Annotated in this window: 19 protein-coding genes and 5 tRNA genes; 20 read left to right on the top strand and 4 right to left on the bottom strand. The window is 65.4% G+C overall.

What is annotated here, in order from left to right:
- The first annotated feature begins 51 nt into the window (after nt 1-51).
- Nucleotides 52-2,760 carry a putative bifunctional diguanylate cyclase/phosphodiesterase gene (locus tag ACFPPA_RS11290; RefSeq protein WP_377319878.1) on the top strand — a complete coding sequence of 903 codons (2,709 nt, stop codon included), beginning with the start codon at nt 52-54 and terminating at the stop codon, nt 2,758-2,760.
- 22 nt (nt 2,761-2,782) lie between these two features.
- Here the strand turns inward: ACFPPA_RS11290 and ACFPPA_RS11285 are convergent, their stop codons facing one another.
- Nucleotides 2,783-4,582: an aminopeptidase P family protein gene (locus ACFPPA_RS11285; protein ID WP_377319876.1), complete on the bottom strand. Its 1,800-nt coding sequence runs from the start codon at nt 4,580-4,582 to the stop codon at nt 2,783-2,785.
- Nucleotides 4,583-4,726: 144 nt separating this feature from the next.
- Here ACFPPA_RS11285 and ACFPPA_RS11280 point away from each other — a divergent pair, with 144 nt between their 5' ends.
- From ACFPPA_RS11280 to truD, 8 genes are all read left to right on the top strand, one after another.
- On the top strand, nt 4,727-6,397 hold the full coding sequence (locus ACFPPA_RS11280) for a CTP synthase (RefSeq protein ID WP_377319875.1): 1,671 nt from the start codon (nt 4,727-4,729) through the stop codon (nt 6,395-6,397).
- Nucleotides 6,394-7,230, top strand: a complete 837-nt coding sequence (gene kdsA / locus ACFPPA_RS11275; RefSeq protein ID WP_377319873.1) for a 3-deoxy-8-phosphooctulonate synthase — start codon at nt 6,394-6,396, stop codon at nt 7,228-7,230. Before ACFPPA_RS11280 ends, kdsA begins: the two co-directional genes overlap by 4 nt.
- A gap of 60 nt (nt 7,231-7,290) precedes the next feature.
- Entirely contained in the window at nt 7,291-8,589 is a 1,299-nt protein-coding gene (eno, locus tag ACFPPA_RS11270; protein ID WP_377319871.1) for a phosphopyruvate hydratase, read from the top strand.
- Nucleotides 8,590-8,608: 19 nt separating this feature from the next.
- Entirely contained in the window at nt 8,609-8,935 is a 327-nt protein-coding gene (gene ftsB, locus ACFPPA_RS11265) for a cell division protein FtsB (RefSeq protein WP_377319869.1), read from the top strand.
- The gene (ispD, locus tag ACFPPA_RS11260; RefSeq protein ID WP_377319867.1) at nt 8,932-9,642 is read left to right on the top strand and encodes a 2-C-methyl-D-erythritol 4-phosphate cytidylyltransferase; all 711 of its coding nucleotides are present in this window, start codon (nt 8,932-8,934) and stop codon (nt 9,640-9,642) included. Before ftsB ends, ispD begins: the two co-directional genes overlap by 4 nt.
- Before the next feature lie 156 nt (nt 9,643-9,798).
- Nucleotides 9,799-10,272, top strand: coding sequence for a 2-C-methyl-D-erythritol 2,4-cyclodiphosphate synthase (ispF, locus tag ACFPPA_RS11255; protein ID WP_377319865.1), 474 nt, complete (start codon nt 9,799-9,801; stop codon nt 10,270-10,272).
- Nucleotides 10,269-11,660 (top strand): magnesium transporter, encoded by a 1,392-nt coding sequence (gene mgtE, locus ACFPPA_RS11250; RefSeq protein ID WP_377319863.1) that lies wholly within the window; start codon nt 10,269-10,271, stop codon nt 11,658-11,660. Before ispF ends, mgtE begins: the two co-directional genes overlap by 4 nt.
- A 53-nt stretch (nt 11,661-11,713) precedes the next feature.
- Nucleotides 11,714-12,748, top strand: a complete 1,035-nt coding sequence (truD, locus tag ACFPPA_RS11245; protein ID WP_377319861.1) for a tRNA pseudouridine(13) synthase TruD — start codon at nt 11,714-11,716, stop codon at nt 12,746-12,748.
- A gap of 86 nt (nt 12,749-12,834) precedes the next feature.
- Here the strand turns inward: truD and ACFPPA_RS11240 are convergent, their stop codons facing one another.
- On the bottom strand, nt 12,835-13,380 hold the full coding sequence (locus tag ACFPPA_RS11240) for a Smr/MutS family protein (protein WP_377319859.1): 546 nt from the start codon (nt 13,378-13,380) through the stop codon (nt 12,835-12,837).
- Nucleotides 13,381-13,508: 128 nt separating this feature from the next.
- Between ACFPPA_RS11240 and surE the strand changes: the two genes are divergently transcribed.
- The 4 genes from surE to ACFPPA_RS11220 are packed head-to-tail and all read left to right on the top strand — an operon-like array spanning nt 13,509 to nt 16,628.
- Nucleotides 13,509-14,306: a 5'/3'-nucleotidase SurE gene (gene surE, locus ACFPPA_RS11235; protein ID WP_377319857.1), complete on the top strand. Its 798-nt coding sequence runs from the start codon at nt 13,509-13,511 to the stop codon at nt 14,304-14,306.
- Nucleotides 14,307-14,309: 3 nt separating this feature from the next.
- A complete protein-coding gene (locus tag ACFPPA_RS11230; protein ID WP_377319855.1) occupies nt 14,310-15,005 on the top strand; it encodes a protein-L-isoaspartate(D-aspartate) O-methyltransferase in 696 nt (231 codons plus the stop codon).
- The gene (locus tag ACFPPA_RS11225; RefSeq protein ID WP_377319853.1) at nt 15,005-15,610 is read left to right on the top strand and encodes a YqaA family protein; all 606 of its coding nucleotides are present in this window, start codon (nt 15,005-15,007) and stop codon (nt 15,608-15,610) included. Before ACFPPA_RS11230 ends, ACFPPA_RS11225 begins: the two co-directional genes overlap by 1 nt.
- Nucleotides 15,611-15,638: 28 nt before the next feature.
- Nucleotides 15,639-16,628 (top strand): peptidoglycan DD-metalloendopeptidase family protein, encoded by a 990-nt coding sequence (locus ACFPPA_RS11220; protein WP_377319851.1) that lies wholly within the window; start codon nt 15,639-15,641, stop codon nt 16,626-16,628.
- A 37-nt stretch (nt 16,629-16,665) separates the two neighbouring features.
- Here the strand turns inward: ACFPPA_RS11220 and ACFPPA_RS11215 are convergent, their stop codons facing one another.
- Both ACFPPA_RS11215 and yhbY read right to left on the bottom strand, forming a co-directional pair.
- Nucleotides 16,666-17,043 carry an Mth938-like domain-containing protein gene (locus ACFPPA_RS11215; protein WP_377319849.1) on the bottom strand — a complete coding sequence of 126 codons (378 nt, stop codon included), beginning with the start codon at nt 17,041-17,043 and terminating at the stop codon, nt 16,666-16,668.
- A gap of 10 nt (nt 17,044-17,053) precedes the next feature.
- Nucleotides 17,054-17,350 (bottom strand): ribosome assembly RNA-binding protein YhbY, encoded by a 297-nt coding sequence (gene yhbY / locus ACFPPA_RS11210; protein ID WP_377319847.1) that lies wholly within the window; start codon nt 17,348-17,350, stop codon nt 17,054-17,056.
- Between the two features lie 81 nt (nt 17,351-17,431).
- Between yhbY and rlmE the strand changes: the two genes are divergently transcribed.
- The 7 genes from rlmE (at nt 17,432) to ACFPPA_RS11175 (ending at nt 20,940) form a co-directional block, all read left to right on the top strand.
- The gene (rlmE, locus tag ACFPPA_RS11205; RefSeq protein ID WP_377320691.1) at nt 17,432-18,082 is read left to right on the top strand and encodes a 23S rRNA (uridine(2552)-2'-O)-methyltransferase RlmE; all 651 of its coding nucleotides are present in this window, start codon (nt 17,432-17,434) and stop codon (nt 18,080-18,082) included.
- Nucleotides 18,079-20,037 carry an ATP-dependent zinc metalloprotease FtsH gene (gene ftsH / locus ACFPPA_RS11200; RefSeq protein ID WP_377319845.1) on the top strand — a complete coding sequence of 653 codons (1,959 nt, stop codon included), beginning with the start codon at nt 18,079-18,081 and terminating at the stop codon, nt 20,035-20,037. Before rlmE ends, ftsH begins: the two co-directional genes overlap by 4 nt.
- A gap of 279 nt (nt 20,038-20,316) precedes the next feature.
- Nucleotides 20,317-20,393 (top strand) — tRNA-Arg (locus tag ACFPPA_RS11195).
- A gap of 180 nt (nt 20,394-20,573) precedes the next feature.
- Nucleotides 20,574-20,650 (top strand) — tRNA-Pro (locus tag ACFPPA_RS11190).
- Nucleotides 20,651-20,675: 25 nt separating this feature from the next.
- Nucleotides 20,676-20,752 (top strand) — tRNA-Arg (locus tag ACFPPA_RS11185).
- Between the two features lie 15 nt (nt 20,753-20,767).
- A tRNA-His gene (locus ACFPPA_RS11180) sits at nt 20,768-20,844 on the top strand.
- A 20-nt stretch (nt 20,845-20,864) separates the two neighbouring features.
- Nucleotides 20,865-20,940 (top strand) — tRNA-Lys (locus ACFPPA_RS11175).
- Nucleotides 20,941-21,190: the final 250 nt, after the last annotated feature.

Below are 21,190 nucleotides of genomic sequence, written 5' to 3'. Positions count from 1 at the left end.
GCAATGCGTACTTCGACGATTACCTTGCAACGGCCATTATCAAGACGATTGATGCCCCTTGCATATGCGTTGGTGGGCATGGTCGGGCTGATTCTGGCGCTGACTTGGGGAGCATTGCAGGTACAGGTGGCTCTCGCCGGTTTTCTCAACGGCGAGAGCGTCTGGTCGAAGGCGCAAAAGCAGTCCGTCATCGCGCTGGAAAGTTATGCCGTCCGGGGCGACCCGGCGGATCTGGCCAGCTACAAGCTCAATTATGGCGTGCTGATGGCCGATCACTGGGCACGCGACCAGATTGCTTCCGGCCACTACGACTACGACGCCGTGGCCGATGCGCTGCGACGCAGCGACACGGTGACGATAGCCATCCCCGGCGTGATCTTCATCCTGCATCATTTTCCCAACGCCCCGTACATGCGCGAGGCGCTGCAGGCGTGGCGCTCCACCGACTCGTCCATCGCCGAACTGAACACGATTGCCGGCTCCCTGGAGGCCGGCTACGTCGCGGGCGGAATAACCGACGCGGAAGTTGCCCGGCAGCGCACGCGCATCCACACCATAAACAGCTATATCGAACCACGCAGTGCCTTGTTTTCTCGAAAGATTGCCGATGGCGCAGTCTGGCTCGGAGAGGTGCTGTTCGGCGGCGTATTGGCGGCGGCCTCGATCGCTGCGCTGCTGTGGCTTGGCATGGCCCGTCGCATCCTGGCCAGCGTACGCGGCAGCGAGGAGCGCTACCGCCTGCTGTTCGACAGCGCCGCCGACGCCATCGTGATGGTGGATGAAGCCAGTGGACGGATCCTGGACGTCAACCGCACCGCCTCGGCGTGGACCGGGCGACCGGCAAGTGAACTCATCGGCGATCGTTTCGTGCATCTGTTCATGCAATCGCTTTCCGGGCAGCAGGCGGGGCGTGCGGCCACCAATGCCCTGCTTTGCGCGGACGGCAGCAGCCGCCCGGTCGAGACGCAGACCAGTCTTGCCAGTTGGGGGGCGTTATCGGTGCGCCAGGCAATCATCCGCGATATCTCCGAGCGGGTGGCGATCGAGCACGAGCGCCGGGTTGCCGCCGAGGCGCTTGCCAGCATCGCCGAAGGCGTGATCATCGCCGATGCGGAGCGCCGGGTGATTTCGACCAATGCCGCGCAAACCGAACTCACGGGTTTCAGCAGCGTGGCGCTGCAGGGCAGGCTCCTCGATGAGGCGCGTCGACTGCCTGACGGCCGGCCGTTGCCACAATCGGTGTGGGATGGCATCGCGGCAGGCCGCAACTGGATCGGCGAGGTGCACACCACCCGCAACGACGGCAGCAGCTATCCGGAGCAGCTGAGCATCAGTGCGATCCGGGATGCGGACAGCCATGTGCTGTACTACGTCGCGGTGTTCACCGACATCCATGAGACGAAGGCGAACCAGCGTCGGCTGGAACATCTGGCGCGGCACGATCCGCTGACCGGGCTGGTCAACCGGGCCGAGTTCGAGCGGCATTGTGCCGAGGCGATTGCCGTGGCCGAGCGCGAGCGGCTCGCGGTGGTGGTGCTGTTCATCGACCTGGACGCGTTCAAGATCGTCAATGACAGCTATAGCCATGCGGTCGGCGATCGACTGCTGGCCAAGGTGGCCGAACGTATCCGCCGGGAGTTGCCCGATGGTGATATCGCCGGACGCATCGGCGGCGACGAGTTCACCGTGCTGATTCGCCGGTTGAGCCTGCGCGAGGATGCCCGGGTGGTCGTCAGCCGGCTGCTGGTGGCGCTGTCCGAGCCGCTGCAGGTGGAGGACTATGAGGTGGTTCTCAGCGCCAGCATCGGTGTGGCCGGTTATCCGCTGGACGGCGATACCCCGCAGGCACTGATCGGCAATGCCGACGCAGCCATGTATGCGGCGAAGACCGAGGAACGCAATGCGTTCCGCTTCTACACACCGATGATGCACGCGGATACCCGTCGGCGCCTGCAGCTGGCCACCGAGTTGCGCCAGGCGCTGGTGCGCAACGAATTCCAGCTGGTATTCCAGCCCAGTGTCGAGCTGCGCACCGGCCGCATCGTCGCGGTGGAGGCGTTGCTGCGTTGGCAGCACCCGGAGCGCGGCGAGGTGATGCCCGCGGAATTCATTCCGGTCGCGGAAGGGCTGGGCATGATCCGGCGTATCGACGAATGGGTCATGCAGGCCACCTGCGCCCAGATCGAGGCCTGGGATCTGGCCGGTGTGCCGCCGATTCGGGTGGCGGTGAACATCTCGGCTCGCTGGTTCGGCCATCCGGCGTTCGTCGACGGCGTGAGCCGTGCGTTGCAGTCCAGGCAATTGCCGGCCCAGCGGTTGCTGCTGGAGATCACCGAAAGCGCCATGTTGCGTCTGGGCGATGCCACCGCGCGGACGATGCAGACGCTGAGCAACCTGGGCATCGAAGTGGCCATCGATGATTTCGGTACCGGCTACTCATCGATGGCCTACCTGAAGCTGCCGGCCGTGGCCTATCTCAAGATCGATCGCTCCTTCATCACCGGTCTGCCGGCCAGCGCCAACGACGCGGCGATCACCCAGGCGATGCTGGTGATGGCCAAGAGTCTCGGCCTCACCACGATTGCCGAAGGCATCGAAACCGAGGCGCAGCACGACTTCCTGTTGCGTGCCGGCTGTATCGAGGGGCAGGGCTATCTGTATTCGTATCCGCTGAAGCCGGAAGAAATCCAGTACCTGTTGCTGCCGAACCAGCCGATGATTCCGGCCCGGCTCCGACTGGTGCCGCCCAAGCGCTCCTGAGCGGTTCCGCGGGCTCCGCTGCTCAGAGCGGCGCGCAGTGCCGGTTCAGCCACTCCAGGTCGGCACCGTCCAGCAACGGGCTGAGTGCGGCGCGCACGCCGGCATGGTAGTCGTCGAGCCAGGCCCGTTCTTCCGGATTGAGCAGGCTCGGTTCCAGCGCACGGCGATCGAACGGGCACAGGGTCAACGTCTCGAACGCGTGGAATTCGCCGAACTCGGTCTGCTCCGCTTCCACCACCACGGCCAGGTTCTCGTGGCGGATGCCGTGCCGGCCGGGCTTGTACAGGCCGGGCTCGATCGAGCTGATCATGCCCGGTTCCAGTGGCACCAGGGCGCCACCGGCAACCGGCGGACGAATGCCGTGGGGCCCTTCGTGCACGTTCAGGAAATAACCCACGCCGTGACCGGTGCCGTGGCCGTAATCCATGCCCGCGGCCCACAGCGGAGCCCGCGCCAGCGCATCCAGTTGCGGGCCGTTGGCGCCTTTGGGGAAACGCGCCCGGGACAGCGCGATCATGCCCTTCATCACCAGGGTGGCATCGCGACGCTGTTCCGGTGTGGTCTCGCCGAGGGCCAGCACGCGGGTGATGTCGGTGGTGCCGCCGGGATACTGGCCACCCGAATCGATCAGCAACAGGCCCTTCGCGTGCAGCGTGCTGTGCGACTCGGGCGTGGCCCGGTAATGCGGCAGCGCGCCGTTGGCCTGGTAGCCGGCGATGGTGGCGAAACTCTCGCCCACGTAACCGGGCTGGGCCGAGCGCTCCTCGTACAGCAAGGTGTCGACATCCAGCTCGGTCACCGCCATGCCGGCGGCGAGGCGTTGCTCCAGCCGCCGGAAGCCGCGTACCAGCGCGGCACCGTCACGGCGCATCACTTCGCGGATGTGGTCGAGCTCGGCCGCATTCTTGATCGCCTTGAACGCCGTGCTGGGGTTGGCCGCGTCGATCCGGGTGACGTCCGGGGCGACGGCCGCGGCGATGGAGCTGACCACCCGGCTGCCGTCCAGCAGCAGGCGATCGGCGGCGCCCAGCTCATGCAGGCTCGAGGTGATCGAGGCGTAGTCGGCGATGCCGATGCCGTCGGCAGCGAGCGCGGCAACGATGGCATCGCTCAGCTTGCTGCGGGTGACGAACAGGGTGGCCCGGCCGTCCGCCTGCACCAGCAGGTGGGCCAGGAATACCGGATTGCATTCGACATCGCTGCCGCGCAGGTTGGTCAGCCAGGCAATGTCGTCGAGACTGGAGATCAGGTGATGGCTGGCGTGGTGTTTGCGCATGGCCTTGCGCAGGCGCTCGAATTTCTCGGCCCGCGGCACCATGGCGTAGATCGGGTCGTGCTCCAGCACCGGCGCCTGCGGCAATGCAGGGCGATCGGGCCAGATCGCCCCGGGCAGGTCCAGATCGGTGCGCAGGCTGGCGCCGCCCTCCGCCAGCCGCCGCTCGATCTGCCGCTGGGTGGCCCATGCCAGGCTGTCGCCCGCCACGGCCAGCACCTCGCCTTCGTGCAGCTGCTTCTGCAGCCACTCCAGGTGTTCGGGGGTGTGCGGCACGCGCAGTTTCATCAAGGCGATGCCGGTACCGGCCAGCTGTTGCTCGGCCTGGGCGAAATAGCGCGAATCGGTCCACAGGCCCGCGTGGTCGTGCGTGACGATCAGGGTGCCGGCCGAACCGGTGAAACCGGACAGCCAGGCGCGCGCCTGCCAGTGTTCGGGCAGGTATTCGGACAGGTGCGGGTCGGCGCTGGGGACGAGTACGGCGGCGACATCGTGCTGTCGCATGGCCGTGCGCAAGGCGGCAAGACGGGCGGGAATGGGGCTGTTCATCCGGTCATGCTAGCAGGCGGGGAAGCTCGGTTTCAGTGTCGTCCGGGCGGCGGAGATGAACCAAAACACAGAATTTTCCATAGGCATCTCGCAGCGGAGCGCTTCTGCAGCTAAAATGCCTAATTTCCAGCACGGCTGCTTTCCATGACCCCCCTGATTTTCGTCACCGGCGGTGTGGTGTCCTCGCTTGGCAAGGGCATTGCTGCGGCGTCGCTCGCTTCCATCCTCGAAGCGCGCGGACTTTCGGTCACCATGATGAAGCTCGATCCCTATATCAATGTGGATCCGGGCACCATGAGTCCCTTCCAGCACGGCGAGGTCTATGTGACCGACGACGGTGCCGAGACCGACCTCGATCTCGGTCACTACGAGCGTTTCGTGCACACCCGCCTGACCGGCAAGAACTCGATCACCACCGGCAAGATCTACGAGTCGGTGATCCGCAAGGAACGCCGCGGCGACTACCTCGGCGCCACCGTGCAGGTGATTCCGCACATCACCGACGAGATCAAGCACTGCATCCACGAGGCCACCCGTGGCTTCGACGTGGCGCTGGTCGAGATCGGCGGCACGGTGGGCGACATCGAGTCGCTGCCGTTCCTCGAGGCGATCCGCCAGTTGCGCATCGAGCATGGCCCGGAGAAGGTGGTGTTCATGCATCTCACCCTGGTGCCGTTCATCAAGGCCGCCGGTGAGATCAAGACCAAGCCGACCCAGCATTCGGTGAAGGAACTCCGCTCGATCGGTATCCAGCCGGACATCCTGCTGTGCCGCTGCGAGGAGCCTCTGCCGGAGGCCGAGCGGCGCAAGATCGCGCTGTTCACCAACGTGCCCGAGCAGGCGGTGATCAGCGCCACCGACGTCGACATCATCTACAAGCAGCCGCTGTGGCTGCACGCGCAGGGACTGGACGACATCGTGGTCAAGCGCCTCGGCCTCGATGCCGGCCCAGCGGACCTGTCCAGCTGGCAGCGCACGGTCGACGCGATGGAGCACCCGAAGGACGAGATCACCGTCGCCATCGTCGGCAAGTACGTCGAACACAAGGATGCCTACAAGTCGCTGGGCGAGGCGCTGCGCCACGGTGGCATCAAGCAGCAGGCGCGGGTCAACCTCAACTGGATCGATTCCGAGCAGGTCGAGGCCGAAGGTGCGGCCAAGGTGCTCGGCAAGGTCGATGCGATCCTGGTGCCCGGCGGTTTCGGCAAGCGCGGTTTCGAGGGCAAGATCCTCGCGGCCAAGTACGCGCGGGAGCACGGGGTGCCGTATTTCGGCATCTGCTACGGCATGCATGCGGCGGTCATCGATTTCGCCCGGCACATTGCCGGGCTGCCTGAGGCCGATTCCAGCGAGAACGACCGCAATACGCCGGATCCGGTGATCGGTCTGATCACCGAGTGGACCACGGCCAGCGGCGATGTCGAACAGCGCAGCGAACGCTCCGACCTGGGCGGCACCATGCGCCTGGGTGCGCAGGAATGCCGCCTCAAGGCCGGCACGCTGGCGCGCGAGTTGTATGGCAAGGACGTGGTGCGCGAGCGCCATCGCCATCGCTACGAGTTCAACAACCGCTACCGGCAGTCGTTCGAGGATCTGGGTCTGGTGATTTCCGGCAAGTCGATGGATGACCTGCTGGTGGAAATGATCGAACTGCCGCAGCAGAAGCACCCGTGGTTCCTCGCCTGTCAGGCGCATCCGGAGTTTACTTCGACGCCGCGCGACGGGCATCCGCTGTTCAGCGGGTTCGTCCGCGCCGCGCGCGAATACAAGGCCGTGCGCGAGGGTGCGCAACTGGCGCAGGAGTCACTGGCATGAAGCTCTGCGGTTTCGAGGTCGGGCTGGACCAGCCGCTGTTCCTGATCGCCGGTCCCTGCGTGGTCGAATCCGAACAATTGCAGCTGGATACGGCCGGCACGCTGAAGGAGATCACCGGCCGGCTCGGCATGCATTTCATCTTCAAGTCCAGTTTCGACAAGGCCAATCGCTCCTCGGGCGAGAGCTTCCGCGGCCCCGGGCTGGAGGAAGGCCTGCGCATCCTGGCCGAAGTGCGGCGACAGATCGGCGTGCCGGTGCTCACCGACGTGCATGAATACACGCCGATGGACGAGGTGGCCTCGGTGGTCGACGTGCTGCAGACGCCGGCATTCCTGTGCCGGCAGACCGACTTCATCCAGAAGGTCGCGCGCGCCGGCAAGCCGGTGAACATCAAGAAGGGCCAGTTCCTGGCGCCGTGGGACATGAAGCACGTGGTGGCGAAGGCCAAGGCCGTCGGCAACGACGACATCATGGTGTGCGAGCGCGGTGCCAGCTTCGGTTACAACAACCTGGTCTCGGACATGCGTTCGCTCAGCGTGATGCGCGAGACGAACTGCCCGGTGGTGTTCGATGCGACCCATTCGGTGCAACTGCCGGGCGGGCAGGGCAGCACTTCCGGTGGCCAGCGCGAGTTCGTGCCGGTGCTGGCGCGTGCCGCGGTGGCGGTCGGCGTGGCCGGCCTGTTCGCCGAGACCCATCCCGATCCCAGCAAGGCGCTCAGCGATGGCCCCAACGCCTGGCCGCTGGACAAGATGGAAGCCCTGCTGGAAACCCTGCTGGAGCTGGATGCCGTGACCAAGCGGCATGGCTTCCTGGAGCAGGGCATCTCCTGAATCGCCGGGCGCAGCGATGCGCCCGTTCCACAACTCATTACCAAGGCAGACGGACACCGCATGAGCACACAGATCACCCGCATCCACGCCCGTGAAATCCTCGACTCGCGCGGCAATCCCACGCTGGAAGCCGAAGTCACCCTGGCCGGCCGTGGCTTCGGTCGCGCCGCCGTGCCCAGCGGCGCCTCCACCGGCTCGCGCGAGGCGGTCGAGCTGCGCGACGGCGACAAGTCGCGCTACGGCGGCAAGGGTGTGAGGAACGCGGTGGCGAACGTCAACGGCGTGATCGCCGATGCGCTGAAGGGTTTCGATGCGGCCGACCAGAAGGGTCTGGACGCGAAGCTTATCGCGCTGGACGGCACCCCGAACAAGGGCAAGCTGGGCGCCAATGCGCTGCTCGGCGTCTCGATGGCGGCGGCCCATGCCGTGGCGGCCTCGCGCGACGAACCGCTGTGGAGCTATCTGTCGCACGGCAAGCCCGGCGCGCTGCCGGTGCCGATGATGAACATCATCAACGGCGGCGAGCATGCCGACAACAATATCGACGTGCAGGAATTCATGATCCTGCCGGTGGGCCTGCCCAGCTTTGCCGAGGCGCTGCGCGCCGGTGCGGAGATCTTCCATGCGCTGAAGAGCGTGCTGAAAGGTCGCGGGCTCAGCACGTCGGTGGGCGATGAGGGCGGCTTTGCGCCGAACCTGCGTTCGAACATCGAGGCGCTCGACACGATTCTCGAGGCGATCAACAAGACCGGCTACAAGATCGGCGGCGAGATCCTGCTCGGTCTCGATGCGGCCAGCTCGGAGTTCTACCGGGACGGCAAGTACGACCTGGCGGGTGAGGGCAAGAAGTACGCCCCGGCCGAGTTTGTCGACCTGCTCGCCAGCTGGGCCCAGCAGTATCCGATCGTCAGCATCGAGGACGGCATGGCCGAGGGCGACTGGGATGGCTGGAAGCTGCTGACCGAGCGGATCGGCGACCGCATCCAGGTGGTCGGCGACGACCTGTTCGTGACCAACCCGGTGATTTTCCGCGAGGGTATCGAAAAGCACATCGCCAACTCGATCCTGATCAAGGTGAACCAGATCGGCACGCTGTCCGAGACACTGGAAGCGATCGCGATGGCGGATGCAGCGAAGTATTCGGCGGTGATCTCGCACCGCTCCGGCGAGACCGAGGACACCACCATCGCCGACATTGCCGTGGCCACCACGGCGACCCAGATCAAGACCGGTTCGCTGTGCCGCAGCGATCGTGTGGCCAAGTACAACCAGCTGTTGCGGATCGAGGAGCAGCTGGGCGCGGCCGCGCGCTACGCCGGTCGCGATGCGTTCCCCAACCTGACCCGCCTGCCGGGTTGAACGGAGCCATCGGTCACCCATGCTGCGCTGGATCGCCCTGATTCTTGTCGTGATCCTGATCGGACTGCAGCTGAAACTGTGGTCCGGCAGCGGCAGCATGCGCGAGGTGGACAGCCTGCGCGTGGCCGTGAAGAAACAGGCTGACGAGAACGCCCGGCTGCAGCAGCGCAATCAGGCGGTGGGTGCCGACGTGCTGGACCTCAAGCACGGTGACCAGGCGGTCGAGGCGCGCGCACGCACCGAGCTGGGGCTGATCAAGCCGGGCGAGGTCTTCTACCAGGTGGTCGAGCAGCCGGCCCATGCCGGAAGCGCACCCGCAGCTGCCGCATCCGCCGGTTCGCCATGAGTGCGCCGAAGCTGTGGTGCGTGGTGCCGGCGGCCGGGCGGGGCACGCGGGTGGGCGGGGACTGTCCCAAGCAGTACCTGCCGCTGGCCGGTCGTCCGCTGATCGAGCACACCATGGCGCGCCTCGCCGCCCATCCCCGGATTGCCGGCCTGCTGGTGACGCTGGCGGCCGCCGACCGATATTGGCCCGGGCTGACCACGTTCGCCGGCAAGCCGGTGCTCACCGCCATCGGCGGGGCGGAGCGCAGTGATTCGGTACTGGCCGGCCTCGATGTCCTGCCCGACGCGGTGGGCGCGGAGGATTTCGTGCTGGTGCACGATGCCGCGCGGCCATGTGTGCGGCTGGCCGATATCAGCAAGCTGATCGAACAGGCCGGCGCAGCGGATGGCGGCCTGCTGGGAGCCCCGTTGCGTGACACGCTCAAGCGCGCCGATGCTGCCGGTCGCAGCGAGTCGACCGAGCCGCGCGACCGGCGCTGGCGCGCCTTCACGCCACAGATGTTCCGGCGTGGTCAACTGTCGGCGGCGTTGCGCGAGGCGGCGCGGCGTACGCTGAGTGTCAGCGACGAAGCGATGGCGATGGAGCTGGCCGGTCATGCACCCTTGCTGGTCGAGGGGGCCGAGGACAATATCAAGGTGACGACGGCGGCGGATTTCGCGCTGGCCGAGTTCCTTCTTTCAAGGACAGGAGGGAATGCCCATGGGTAGCAAGCCGATCGCGTTTCACCCGCAGGGCCGGGGTGGTGTGCCCGCGCGGCGGCGTCATCGCTCGGTCGTGTATCGACATACACTTCCTCACTCTTCCTTGCCCCGCAGGCACGCCACCTCCGGCGCCACCGACTTGCTACCCATGGGCACTCCCCGATGCGCATAGGCCAGGGTTTCGATGTACACGCGTTTGGCGAGGGCGACCACGTCATGCTTGGCGGCGTGCGCGTGGCGCATCGCCATGGTGTGGTCGCCCATTCGGACGGCGACGTGGTGATCCATGCGCTGTGCGACGCGATCTTCGGCGCCCTGGCGCTGGGCGATATCGGCCAGCATTTTCCGCCCTCGGACGAACGCTGGCGCCATGCCGACAGCCGCCAGTTCCTGCGTCATGCGGCGATGTTGATGGCGCAGCATGATTATGCACTGGGCAATGCGGACATTACGGTGATCTGCGAGGCGCCCAGGGTCGGCCCGCATGTGCAGGCGATGCGCGAGCTTCTGGCCGCGGATCTGGAATGCGACATCGGTCGCGTCAGCGTCAAGGCCACCACCACCGAGCGGCTCGGCTTCTGCGGCCGTGGCGAAGGCATCGCCGCCCAGGCCTGCGTGTTGCTGGAACGCGCGTGAGCGAGGTCCAGACCCGCAGCTCCACGCACCGGCTGCACGATCAGCTGGATGCGATCGTCGATCTGCTGCACCAGCACGACGACGAGCCGTTGCCGGCATCGGCGCAGGAGACGTTGCGGCGGCAGCTCGACGCGCTGCATCCAGCCGATATCGCGTTCATTCTCGAATCGCTGCCGCTGGACGATCGCATCGCCGTCTGGCAGCTGGTCAAGGCCGAGCGCGACGGCGACATCCTGCTCGAAGTCTCCGATGCGGTGCGTGAATCGCTGATCGCGGACATGGACCGGCACGAGATCCTGGCGGCGGTCGAGCCGCTGGATGCCGACGAGCTGGCCGACCTGGTCGAGGATCTGCCCACGGCGATGCTGCCGGAGCTGATGGCCAGCCTGGACTCGCAGCAACGCGAGCAGGTGCAGTCGGCGATGTCCTACGAGGACGACAAGCTTGGCGCGCTGATGGACTTCGAGATGGTCACGATCCGCGAGGACGTGAGCCTGGAGGTCGTGTTGCGCTACCTGCGCCGCTTCGACGAGCTGCCGGCGCAGACCGACAAGCTGTTCGTGATCAACCATGACAACCTGCTTACCGGCGTGCTGCCACTGCACTGGCTGCTGGTGAACTCGCCCGACAAGATGGTCAGCGAGGTGATGGCGCCGGACGTGAACACGTTTCATCCCACCGACGATGCCTACGAAGTGGCGCAGGCGTTCGAACGCTACGATCTGGTGACCGCGCCGGTGGTGGATAGCCGCGGTCACCTGATCGGTCGCATCACCATCGACGCGATGGTCGACGTGATCCGCGAGGAAAGCGAGTCCGAGATGCTGGGCCGGGCCGGTCTGCGCGAAGAAGAGGATATCTTCGCCTCGATCTGGGCCTCGGTGCGCAACCGCTGGGCCTGGCTGGCGATCAACCTGGTCACCGCGTTCATCGCCTCGCGCGTCATCGGCCTGTTCGAGGGGGCGATCGAGAAACTGGTGGCGCTGGCCACGCTGATGCCGATCGTCGCGGGCATCGGCGGCAATTCCGGCAACCAGACCATCACCATGATCGTGCGCGCGATGGCACTGGATCAGGTCAATGCCAACGCGATTCGCCGGCTGTGGCGGAAAGAACTCGGCGTGGCGCTGTTCAACGGTGTGGTCTGGGGTGGGGTGATCGGTATCGTCGCCGCCCTGCTGTACGACAGCCCGACCCTGGGCGTGGTGATGACGGCGGCGATGACACTGAACCTGCTGCTGGCCGCGTTCATGGGCGTGGGCATCCCGATGTTCATGATCCGCATGGGGCGCGATCCGGCACTCGGTTCGAGCGTGTTCCTGACCTTCATGACCGACAGTGGCGGCTTCTTCATTTTTCTCGGCCTGGCCAGCATTTTCCTGGTCTGACCACGGACAACTGTTTCAACCGATCCGAATGCCGGCGTGCCCGGTGGAGTGCGATGTCCGAAATTGAACCTGCCGATGCCCCGTTGCCGCGCGCCTGCGGCGTGCCGCCGTTGCAGGCGCGGCTGCGCAGCACACCGGAGGATTTCCTGGTCGAGGAGATTCTCGGCTACGACGCCGACGGTGCGGGCGAGCATGCCCTGCTGTGGGTGGAGAAGCGGGGTGCGAACACCGACTGGGTCGCCCGCGAGTTGGCGAAATTTGCCGGCGTGTCGCCGGTGGCGGTCGGCTACGCCGGCATGAAGGATCGCCATGCGGTCACCCGGCAGACGTTCTCGGTGCAGTTGGCGGGCAAGCCCGATCCCGACTGGTCGGGCTTCCCGCATGCGGAAGTGAAAGTGCTGGCGGCCACGCGGCATTCGCGCAAGCTCAAGCGTGGCGCCTTGCGTGGCAATCGTTTCGTGCTGGTTCTGCGCGAGGTCCAGGGCAATCGTGCCGCGGCCGAGCAGGTCCTGCAGCAGATCGCGGCGCGCGGCGTGCCGAACTACTACGGCGAGCAGCGCTTCGGTCGCGAAGGCGGCAACGTGGCGCAGGCGCGGGCGATGTTCGCCGGGCGCCGGGTCGAGCGCGACAAGCGTTCGTTCCTGCTGTCGGCGGCGCGTTCGAAGATTTTCAACGACGTGCTGGCGGCACGAGTCGAGCGGGGCAGCTGGGACACGGCACTGGAGGGCGAGATCTGGTCGCTGGCCGGGTCGCGTTCATGGTTTGGCCCGGAACCCTTCAGCGATGTGCTGGCGGCGCGGTTGGCGAGCGGCGATATCCATCCGTCCGGCCCGTTGTGGGGGCAGGGCGAGCCACCGAGCCAGGGCGAGGCGGGTGCGCTGGAGCGGGAGGTTGCCGCGGTCAACGACGACCTGGTGGCCGGCCTGGTATCGGCACGGATGGATCAGGAGCGTCGTCCGTTGCGGTTGATGCCGAAGGAGCTGAAATGGCGCTGGCTGGATGACACGGCGCTGGAGTTGTCGTTCGAGCTGCCGGCAGGTGCCTATGCGACGGTGGTCGTGCGCGAACTGACGTCGGAGCCGAAGTGAGCAGCGGGAAGTGAGTGGTCCGTTGTGACCGAAGCCGCCGCCGCTCCCCACCCGTTTCTCATTCCTCTGCACTCGCTTCTGGCGGTCTAGCCTTTCAGCAGCACCACCACCGCGCCGGTGCCGCCCTGGGCGGGTCGCGCCGAGGCGAAGGCGATCACATCGTCGCGTCGGCGCAGCATCCGATCGGTGAGGCCCTTCAGCACCGGTCCGGCCGCGCGCGAACGCAAACCCTTGCCGTGCACGATGCGCACACAGCGAATGCCGGCCTGCCGGGCCTCGGCCAGAAACGCGATGATGCTGGCCTGGGCGGCAGCGGCGTTCATCTGGTGCAGGTCGATGTCGTCCTGCACGCTGAACTGGCCGCGCTTGAGCTGGCGCAGCAGTTTCGGCGGGTAGCCGTCGCGCAGGTAACTCAGTTCCTCGCCGACTTCCAGCACGGCCGGGTCGAATGCCATGTCCAGCAATTCGCCAGGGACGGCGGCCTCGTCGGCGTCCAGCATGTGCGGGTGCGGTGCCGGCTTCGCGACGGCCGGTGCCGGTGGCACCGGGTCGAACGGCCGCACCGCGCCGATCGCCTCGCGAAACAGGCGGCTGTCGTCGTCGCTGATCGGTTTGGGCTGGCGGCGCTTCATGTCGCCATCCTAGCCAGACAACGCGCATTCGTGTGAAACCGATGGCACGCTCCGGTAGACTTGAGGGCATCGAGTACGCGCCGTCGGTGGCTGATGGCGCGCACGCAGTCAGCCTTCGACGGAGCATCATGCGAGTTCTGGTAAGTAATGACGATGGCGTGGATGCACCGGGCATCCGCGTGCTCGCCGAGCGTCTCGGTGTCGTGGCTCAGGTCACCGTAGTGGCACCCGATCGCGACCGCTCCGGCGCCAGCAATTCACTCACTCTGGATGCACCGTTGCGCGTATTCGCCATGGGCGACGGCTATTACCGCGTGGCCGGCACGCCGACCGACTGCGTGCATCTGGCGCTGGCCGGGCTGCTGGACGAGGAGCCGGACATGGTGGTCTCGGGGATCAACAACTCGGCCAATCTGGGCGACGACGTGATCTATTCGGGCACGGTCTCGGCGGCGATGGAAGGGCGGTTTCTGGGTCTGCCGGCGATCGCGGTTTCGCTGGTCAGCACGAACCACAAGGGCGTGCATTACGACTCCGCCGCGGAGGCGGTGTTGCTGCTGATGCAGCGCCTGCTGGTCGATCCGCTGCCCGCCGACACCATCCTCAACGTCAATGTGCCGGATCGGCCGTGGGCGGAGATCGAGGGCTTCGAAGTGACCCGGCTGGGGCGGCGCCATCGCTCCGAACCATGCGTTGCACAGACCGATCCTCGGGGCCGTCCGATCTGGTGGATCGGCCCGGCCGGCGAGGTGGACGACGCCGGCCCCGGCACGGATTTCAACGCGGTGCGGCGCGGGTTCGTCTCGGTCACGCCGATCCACGTCGACCTGACCCGGTTCCAGGCGCTGGACAAGGTCAGCAGCTGGATGCAGGGGCTGACCGACGCAATGGCGAGCGACCGAACCAACAGCGACGAGGCAGCCTGAGCGATGAACCTCTATCCATTGCCGGCCGCAGATCTGAAGGGCGAGGGGATGACTTCCCAGCGTGCACGCGATCGTCTTGCCGCAAGCCTGAAAGAGGGCGGCATTCGCGACCCGCGGGTGATCGACGTGATCCGCAACACGCCGAGGCACCATTTCATCGACCAGGCGCTGCATTCGCGTGCCTACGAAAATACCGCGTTGCCGATCGGTCATGGCCAGACCATCTCGCAGCCCTGGGTGGTGGCGCGCATGACCGAAGCGCTGCTGGAACGGCCGGATGGCAGCCGGGGCGTGCCACAGAAGGTGCTGGAGATCGGCACCGGCTCGGGATACCAGGCGGCCGTGCTGGCTGCCCTCGTGCCCGAGGTATTCACGGTGGAGCGGATCGAGGAGCTGCTGCGCCAGGCGCGCCGGCGCTTTCGCCAGCTCGGCATCACCAATCTGCGTTCGCGTCATGACGACGGCAAGCTCGGCTGGCCTGACGAGGCACCCTTCGACGCGATCATCCTCACCGCGGCCGGCGACACCATTCCCAGCCGGATCCTCGACCAGTTGAGCCCCACCGGGGTGCTGGTGGCGCCGGTAGGCTCGCCCAGCAAGCAGACCCTGATCCGCATGCGCGGCGACGGCCAAGGCGATTTCATCCAGGAAGAACTCGGCGGCGTCAGTTTCGTGCCGCTGCTCGGCGGCATCGGTTGATGCGCCTGTTCGGGGCGTTGTATGCGCGTGTGCTGGTGTGGGCGCGCGCCCCGCGGGCGGTGCCTTACCTGTGCGGGCTGAGCTTTGTCGAGGCATTCATTTTTCCGATCATGCCGGAGGTGATGCTGGCCCCGATGATGCTGGGCAAACGGCACAAGGCATTTTTCTACGCCAATATTTCGCTGCTTTTTTCCCTGCTCGGGTCGCTGGTCGGCTACGCGCTGGGACACTGGGCTTACGAGGCGGTGAAGCCGCTGTTCAGCCTGCATATGCAGGAGATCATCACCGCCTGGGTGGAGAACCTGCGCACCGACATGAACCAGCATTGGCTGGCCATGCTGGGGGCGCTGGTGCTGGCTGCGCTGCAGCCGGTGATTCCCATGAAATTCGTGACCTGGGCGGCGGGTATCGTCGGCGTGCCGCTGTTGCCATTTCTGGCCTGCGTGGCGATCGGTCGCGGCAAGCGCGTATGGTTGCTGGCACTGCTGATCCGGCTGTTCGGTGAGCGTGCGGAACGCATACTGCACAGGCACATCGAATGGATCGGCTGGGCCGCGCTGGCTGTGCTTGGCGTGCTCCTGGCGTGGTGGCTCTGGCCACGCTGATGGGCAACAGCCAAGGGAGCGACCCTGCATGAAAAAGCTTTTCCGCCTGGCTATGCTGATGCGCATGAATCGACATCTTCAATGGCTGACGACGATGACGGTGGCCATGCTGCTCGGGGCCTGCGGCACCATGCGCAGCTCGGTGGTGGTCGAGCCCGTGACGAACGGCAGCAGCTACGCGCGGGGGGGCGGCGAGGTGCCCGTGCCTGCGCGGACACCGATTCCTGGCGGAAGCTATGTCGTGCTGAAGGGTGACACGCTGTATTCGATCGCCTTTCGCAAGGGTGTGGATTTTCGCGACCTGGCGCAGTGGAACGGTATCGCGGTGCCTTACACGATCTGGCCCGGCCAGCGGCTGACCCTGTCGCCGACGGGTGCGGATGCCATGGCGCACACGAGCGGCGCGACCGTCCATCCCCATCGGGTCACCCCGGCACCGGAACATGGCGCGTCGGCGCCGGTATTCACGCCGGTGCCGCCGGCAGCGGGTCCGTCGGCTTCAGTCGTGAAATTGCCACCGAGGCCTGCCCACCCGGCCGTGGCGGCCACCACGTCGCTGGTGCCAGTAGCGGGCATGCCAGCCACTGGCGCACCCGCCGCCGCACCGCTCCCGGTCCGGGTGGCCAGCGCTGCTTCGCGGGCCGTCAGCGGGGTGAGCTGGCGCTGGCCGGCCGATGGCAGCCTGATCAGTCATTTCAATGGCAGCGATGCGATTCCCGGCATCGAGATCGCCGGCAGGACGGGGGATCCGGTGCGCGCTGCCGCCGACGGAGTCGTGGTTTACAGCGGCAACGGTCTGGTCGGCTACGGCGAGTTGGTGATCATCAAGCACAGCGACAGCTTCCTGTCCGCCTACGGTCACAATCGCAAGCGGTTGGTCAAGGAAGGTCAGCGGGTCAGAGCCGGTCAGCAGATCGCCGAAATGGGCTCCACCGGAGCCACGCGCAACGAACTGGAATTCCAGATCCGCAAGGACGGCAATCCGGTGGATCCGCTGAGTTACCTGCCGTCGCGTTGAGTGTGCGACGAATCGTGCAGGCCGCCATCGCGATGCATCACGCCGAGGGCAGGATGAATCCGGCGACGACCCGGCGACCCTCGCCGGCGAGCAGGTTGTAGGTGCGCGCGGCGGCGGCATTGTCCATCACCTCGATGCCGACACCCTGACGCAGGAAGCCGGCCAGGAACGCGGCCGCCGGAAAGATCTGTTTCTCGCCGGTTCCCAGGATCACCAGCTCCGGCTGCAGCGCGAGCAGGGCTTCGACATGATCGGCGTCCAGCATGCCGGCGGCATCGACCGCCCAGTGCTCGATCACCCGATCCGGTGCCAGCAGAAAGCTGCTGACCAGTTCGCGGTCGATCAGGGTGATGCTGTGTGCGTCGGTGCGGCGCACGAACAAATAACCTTCGGGGCGATCCAGTGACAGATCCATCCGGGCACCCTTAACGCGGCAGGGCGATCTTGGGTTCGTCGGCGTTGCGACGGAACAACACGACGACATGGCCGATCTGGTGAATCTTCTCTGCCCCAGTGCCATCGATAAGCACGTCGATCTGTGCCTGCCGTTCTTCCTTGTCGCCGCCGGACAGTTTCAGTTTGACCAGCTCATGAATGTCGAGGGCCTGGTTCAGTTCCTTGACCACCGCCTCGGTGGCTCCCTTGTTGCCAAGCAGCACAACCGGGCTCAGATCATGGGCGAGGCTGCGCAGGTAGCGGGTCTGCGAGGAGGTGAGGGGCATGCGGTGGTGCTCGATTCGCGGTAAATGAACGGCAAAGAGTATCATGCGCCATCCCGTTCCCCAATTGGCGACTCCACACATATGGCCCGCAGCAAGAGCAGCGCAGTCTGGCTGCGAGAACATTTCAAGGACGAATACGTCAAGAAAGCCCAGGCCGAGGGCTTGCGTTCGCGTGCGGTATACAAACTGGAAGAGCTGATCGAGCGCGACCGTCTGCTGAAGCCGGGCATCAACGTGGTCGATCTGGGGGCCGCGCCGGGCAGCTGGTCGCAACTGGTGCGCAACCGGTTGGGTGACACCGGCAAGGTGTTCGCGCTCGACATCCTGCCGATGCAGAGCATCGCCGGGGTGGATTTCCTGCAGGGCGACTTCCGCGAGGAGTCGGTGCTGCGGGAGCTGGAGGCGCGGCTGGAGGGACACCGGCTGGATCTTGTACTGTGCGATCTGGCCCCCAATATGAGTGGTGTGGCACTGGCCGACCAGATCCGCGCAATGGCTCTGGCCGAACTGGCGCTGGATTTCAGCAGGCAGTGGCTCAAGCCGGGCGGGTCGTTCCTGATCAAGTTGTTTCAGGGAGTAGGCTTTGACGAATACTTGCGCAGCTTGCGCGCGGACTTCACCCGCGTGACCATGCGTAAACCTAAGGCCTCGCGCGCACGTTCGCGTGAGGTGTACGCACTGGCGACGGGCCGCAAGCCTGTCGCCGTGCCACCGGGCGAGAACCGTGCATGAATGAAACAGCGAAAAATGTGTTGCTCTGGGTAATCATCGCGGTGGTTCTTTTCACCGTGTTCCAGAGCTTCAATCCGCGCGGCGCGGCTTCCTCCGACCTGGCCTACAGCTCGTTCGTGCAGAGCGTGGACAGCGGCAACGTTGCCAGCGCCACGATCAGCGCCGATCAGCCCGCCACCATCAGCGGCAAGCTGAAGGATGGCAGCGCGTTTCGCACGGTGGCGCCGATGCTCGGCTTTTCCACCAACGCGGTGGTCAAACAGATGCAGGACAAGGGCGTCGAAGTGCGCCAGGACCCGTCCGAAGGCTTCTCCCTGATTGGCTTGCTGGTCAGCTGGTTGCCGGTGCTGCTGATCGTCGGCGTATTCATCTGGTTCATGCGACAGATGCAGTCCGGCGGCGGTGGGCGCGGTGCCATGAGCTTCGGGCGCTCGCGCGCCAAGCTGCAGGGCGAGGATCAGATCAAGGTCAATTTCAGTGACGTCGCCGGCTGTGACGAGGCAAAGGAGGAGGTCGGCGAACTGGTCGAGTTCCTGCGTGATCCGGGTCGGTTCCAGAAACTGGGCGGCAAGATTCCCCGTGGCGTGCTGATGGTGGGGCCGCCGGGTACCGGCAAGACCCTGCTGGCGAAGGCCATTGCGGGCGAGGCGAAGGTGCCGTTCTTCGCCATTTCCGGCTCCGATTTCGTCGAAATGTTCGTCGGTGTCGGTGCCAGCCGCGTGCGCGACATGTTCGAGCAGGCCAAGAAGCACGCGCCGTGCATCATCTTCATCGACGAGATCGACGCCGTCGGGCGTCACCGTGGCGCGGGTCTCGGTGGCGGTCATGACGAGCGCGAGCAGACCCTGAACCAGTTGCTGGTCGAGATGGACGGTTTCGAGGGTACCGAGGGGATCATCGTGATCGCCGCGACCAATCGCCCCGACGTGCTCGATCCGGCGCTGCTGCGTCCGGGTCGCTTCGATCGCCAGGTGGTGGTCGGTTTGCCCGATGTGCGCGGCCGCGAGCAGATCCTCAAGGTGCACATGCGCAAGGTGCCCACCGCCAGTGACGTGAATGCGATGACGATCGCACGCGGCACGCCGGGCTTCTCCGGTGCCGACCTGGCCAACCTGGTCAACGAGGCTGCGCTGTTCGCCGCGCGCGAGAATGCCCGTGAAGTGCGCATGAGCCACCTGGACAAGGCGCGCGACAAGATCCTGATGGGCAGCGAGCGTCGTTCGATGGCGATGAGCGAGGACGAGAAGAAGCTGACCGCCTATCACGAGGCAGGCCATGCCATCGTCGGTCGCCTGGTGCCCGAGCACGATCCGGTCTACAAGGTCACGATCATCCCGCGCGGGCGCGCTTTGGGCGTCACCATGTACCTGCCCGAAGGGGACAAGTACAGCATCAACCGGGTGGCGATCCAGTCGCAGCTTTGCTCGCTGTATGGCGGTCGGGTGGCCGAGGAGCTGATCTTCGGCGCCGACAAGGTCACTACCGGTGCTTCCAACGACATCGAGCGGGCTACAAAGATGGCGCGCAACATGGCGACCAAGTGGGGTCTGTCCGACGAGCTCGGCCCGATCACCTACGGAGAGGACGAGGACGAGGTGTTCCTCGGCCGCTCCGTCACCCAGCACAAGAGCATCTCGAACGAGACCGCGAGCAAGATCGACGAGGTGGTGCGCGGCATTCTCGATCGCGCGTACGCGCGCAGCAAGGAACTGCTGACGGCGAACCTCGACAAGCTGCATGCAATGTCCGAGGCGCTGCTGCAGTACGAGACCATTGATGCGCATCAGATCGATGACATCATGGCCGGGCGTGTCCCCGGGCCGCCGGCCGACTGGACCAAGAACGCGTCCACCGGGGCGACACCGCCGCCACCGCCGCCGAAGGGCGACGCAGGTTCGACGGTGGGCAAGGTCGGTGATCCCGCAGCGCAGAGCCGGACGGGTCTGGACGGCTGAGCCTGATTTGGACGGCTATATCGGCTACGTCAGTCGATGATCGAAGAGGGTGGCCCAGGTCACCCTCTTCGTGTTTTCGGTGGAGGCGCCGTTGCATGCCGCAGTCCTGCGTATGCTTGTACGTGCCGAATCGGCGGTATTCGGACAGCATCGCGAGGTTCGATGAATGAATTTGAAGAAAAGGGTTGACGCATGGAGGCGGAGTCTGAATAATTCCGCTTCTGGCTTCGCCGCCTCGATGCTCGCGCATCATGGCGCCGGGGTTTGAAGTTTTTCAGTGCGCCCGTAGCTCAGTTGGATAGAGTACCTGGCTACGAACTAGGTGGTCGGGAGTTCGAATCTCTCCGGGCGCACCATTTTTACAAGGCGAGGCGGGGTGCTTGCACCCCGTTTTGTTTTCGCGGCAACAGGCAGTTTGCTGTCGTGAAAACAGGTGTTCCAGATGTCATGGTGTGCTTCGATACGGATTGACTGAGCGGAGCATCACCCGTAACATTTCAAGGCTTCGATGGCTGACGCGATCGGGGATTCGAAAACGGGGTATAGCTCAGTCTGGTAGAGCGTTGCGTTTGGGACGCAAAAGTCGGGGGTTCGAATCCCTCTGCCCCGACCAGCGACGTTCTCTGATGGTTGTGACTGCGCCTGTAGCTCAACCGGATAGAGCATCGGCCTTCTAAGCCGACGGTTGCAGGTTCGAGTCCTGTCTGGCGCACCAGTTTCAAGATTTATGGTGGGTGTAGCTCAGCTGGTTAGAGTCCCGGATTGTGATTCCGGTTGTCGTGGGTTCGAATCCCATCATCCACCCCAGTTCCATGTCCAGTTTCATTGGGCCGTTAGCTCAGTTGGTAGAGCAGTTGACTCTTAATCAATTGGTCGAAGGTTCGAATCCTTCACGGCCCACCAATCAAGACCACGACGCCGATCGCTTGCGATCGGCGTCGTGCTTTGGGGGATTCAAAATGCGACAGGCCGGAAGCGGTTTGTCTGGCCCGGGAGGGCGACCGGGAGGCTCGATCGGCATCGCGATCGGCGCGCTTGTGCTGCAAGGTAGTGCAACCGTAAAATGGTCTGCTTTCGTACAAGGGAATCATCGACTTGGACGGCATGGTGGCGGGTCTCCGGGGTGCTTTCCGGATCCCTTACCCATACCGTC

It is taken from the genome of Rhodanobacter ginsengisoli (genome assembly GCF_042657065.1).
Lineage (GTDB): Bacteria > Pseudomonadota > Gammaproteobacteria > Xanthomonadales > Rhodanobacteraceae > Rhodanobacter > Rhodanobacter ginsengisoli.
The sequence above is the reverse complement of the archived record's forward strand: the minus strand, read 5'-3'. Positions and strand labels throughout refer to the sequence as shown.

What these genes read in the sequence shown, in the direction of transcription:
- ACFPPA_RS11290 (WP_377319878.1), top strand. Translation starts at nt 52, where the DNA reads ATGCCCCTTGCATATGCGTTGGTGGGCATGGTCGGGCTGATTCTGGCG.
- ACFPPA_RS11285 (WP_377319876.1), bottom strand. Translation starts at nt 4,582, where the DNA reads ATGAACAGCCCCATTCCCGCCCGTCTTGCCGCCTTGCGCACGGCCATG.
- ACFPPA_RS11280 (WP_377319875.1), top strand. Translation starts at nt 4,727, where the DNA reads ATGACCCCCCTGATTTTCGTCACCGGCGGTGTGGTGTCCTCGCTTGGC.
- kdsA (WP_377319873.1), top strand. Translation starts at nt 6,394, where the DNA reads ATGAAGCTCTGCGGTTTCGAGGTCGGGCTGGACCAGCCGCTGTTCCTG.
- eno (WP_377319871.1), top strand. Translation starts at nt 7,291, where the DNA reads ATGAGCACACAGATCACCCGCATCCACGCCCGTGAAATCCTCGACTCG.
- ftsB (WP_377319869.1), top strand. Translation starts at nt 8,609, where the DNA reads ATGCTGCGCTGGATCGCCCTGATTCTTGTCGTGATCCTGATCGGACTG.
- ispD (WP_377319867.1), top strand. Translation starts at nt 8,932, where the DNA reads ATGAGTGCGCCGAAGCTGTGGTGCGTGGTGCCGGCGGCCGGGCGGGGC.
- ispF (WP_377319865.1), top strand. Translation starts at nt 9,799, where the DNA reads ATGCGCATAGGCCAGGGTTTCGATGTACACGCGTTTGGCGAGGGCGAC.
- truD (WP_377319861.1), top strand. Translation starts at nt 11,714, where the DNA reads ATGTCCGAAATTGAACCTGCCGATGCCCCGTTGCCGCGCGCCTGCGGC.
- ACFPPA_RS11240 (WP_377319859.1), bottom strand. Translation starts at nt 13,380, where the DNA reads ATGAAGCGCCGCCAGCCCAAACCGATCAGCGACGACGACAGCCGCCTG.
- surE (WP_377319857.1), top strand. Translation starts at nt 13,509, where the DNA reads ATGCGAGTTCTGGTAAGTAATGACGATGGCGTGGATGCACCGGGCATC.
- ACFPPA_RS11230 (WP_377319855.1), top strand. Translation starts at nt 14,310, where the DNA reads ATGAACCTCTATCCATTGCCGGCCGCAGATCTGAAGGGCGAGGGGATG.
- ACFPPA_RS11225 (WP_377319853.1), top strand. Translation starts at nt 15,005, where the DNA reads ATGCGCCTGTTCGGGGCGTTGTATGCGCGTGTGCTGGTGTGGGCGCGC.
- ACFPPA_RS11220 (WP_377319851.1), top strand. Translation starts at nt 15,639, where the DNA reads ATGAAAAAGCTTTTCCGCCTGGCTATGCTGATGCGCATGAATCGACAT.
- ACFPPA_RS11215 (WP_377319849.1), bottom strand. Translation starts at nt 17,043, where the DNA reads ATGGATCTGTCACTGGATCGCCCCGAAGGTTATTTGTTCGTGCGCCGC.
- yhbY (WP_377319847.1), bottom strand. Translation starts at nt 17,350, where the DNA reads ATGCCCCTCACCTCCTCGCAGACCCGCTACCTGCGCAGCCTCGCCCAT.
- rlmE (WP_377320691.1), top strand. Translation starts at nt 17,432, where the DNA reads ATGGCCCGCAGCAAGAGCAGCGCAGTCTGGCTGCGAGAACATTTCAAG.
- ftsH (WP_377319845.1), top strand. Translation starts at nt 18,079, where the DNA reads ATGAATGAAACAGCGAAAAATGTGTTGCTCTGGGTAATCATCGCGGTG.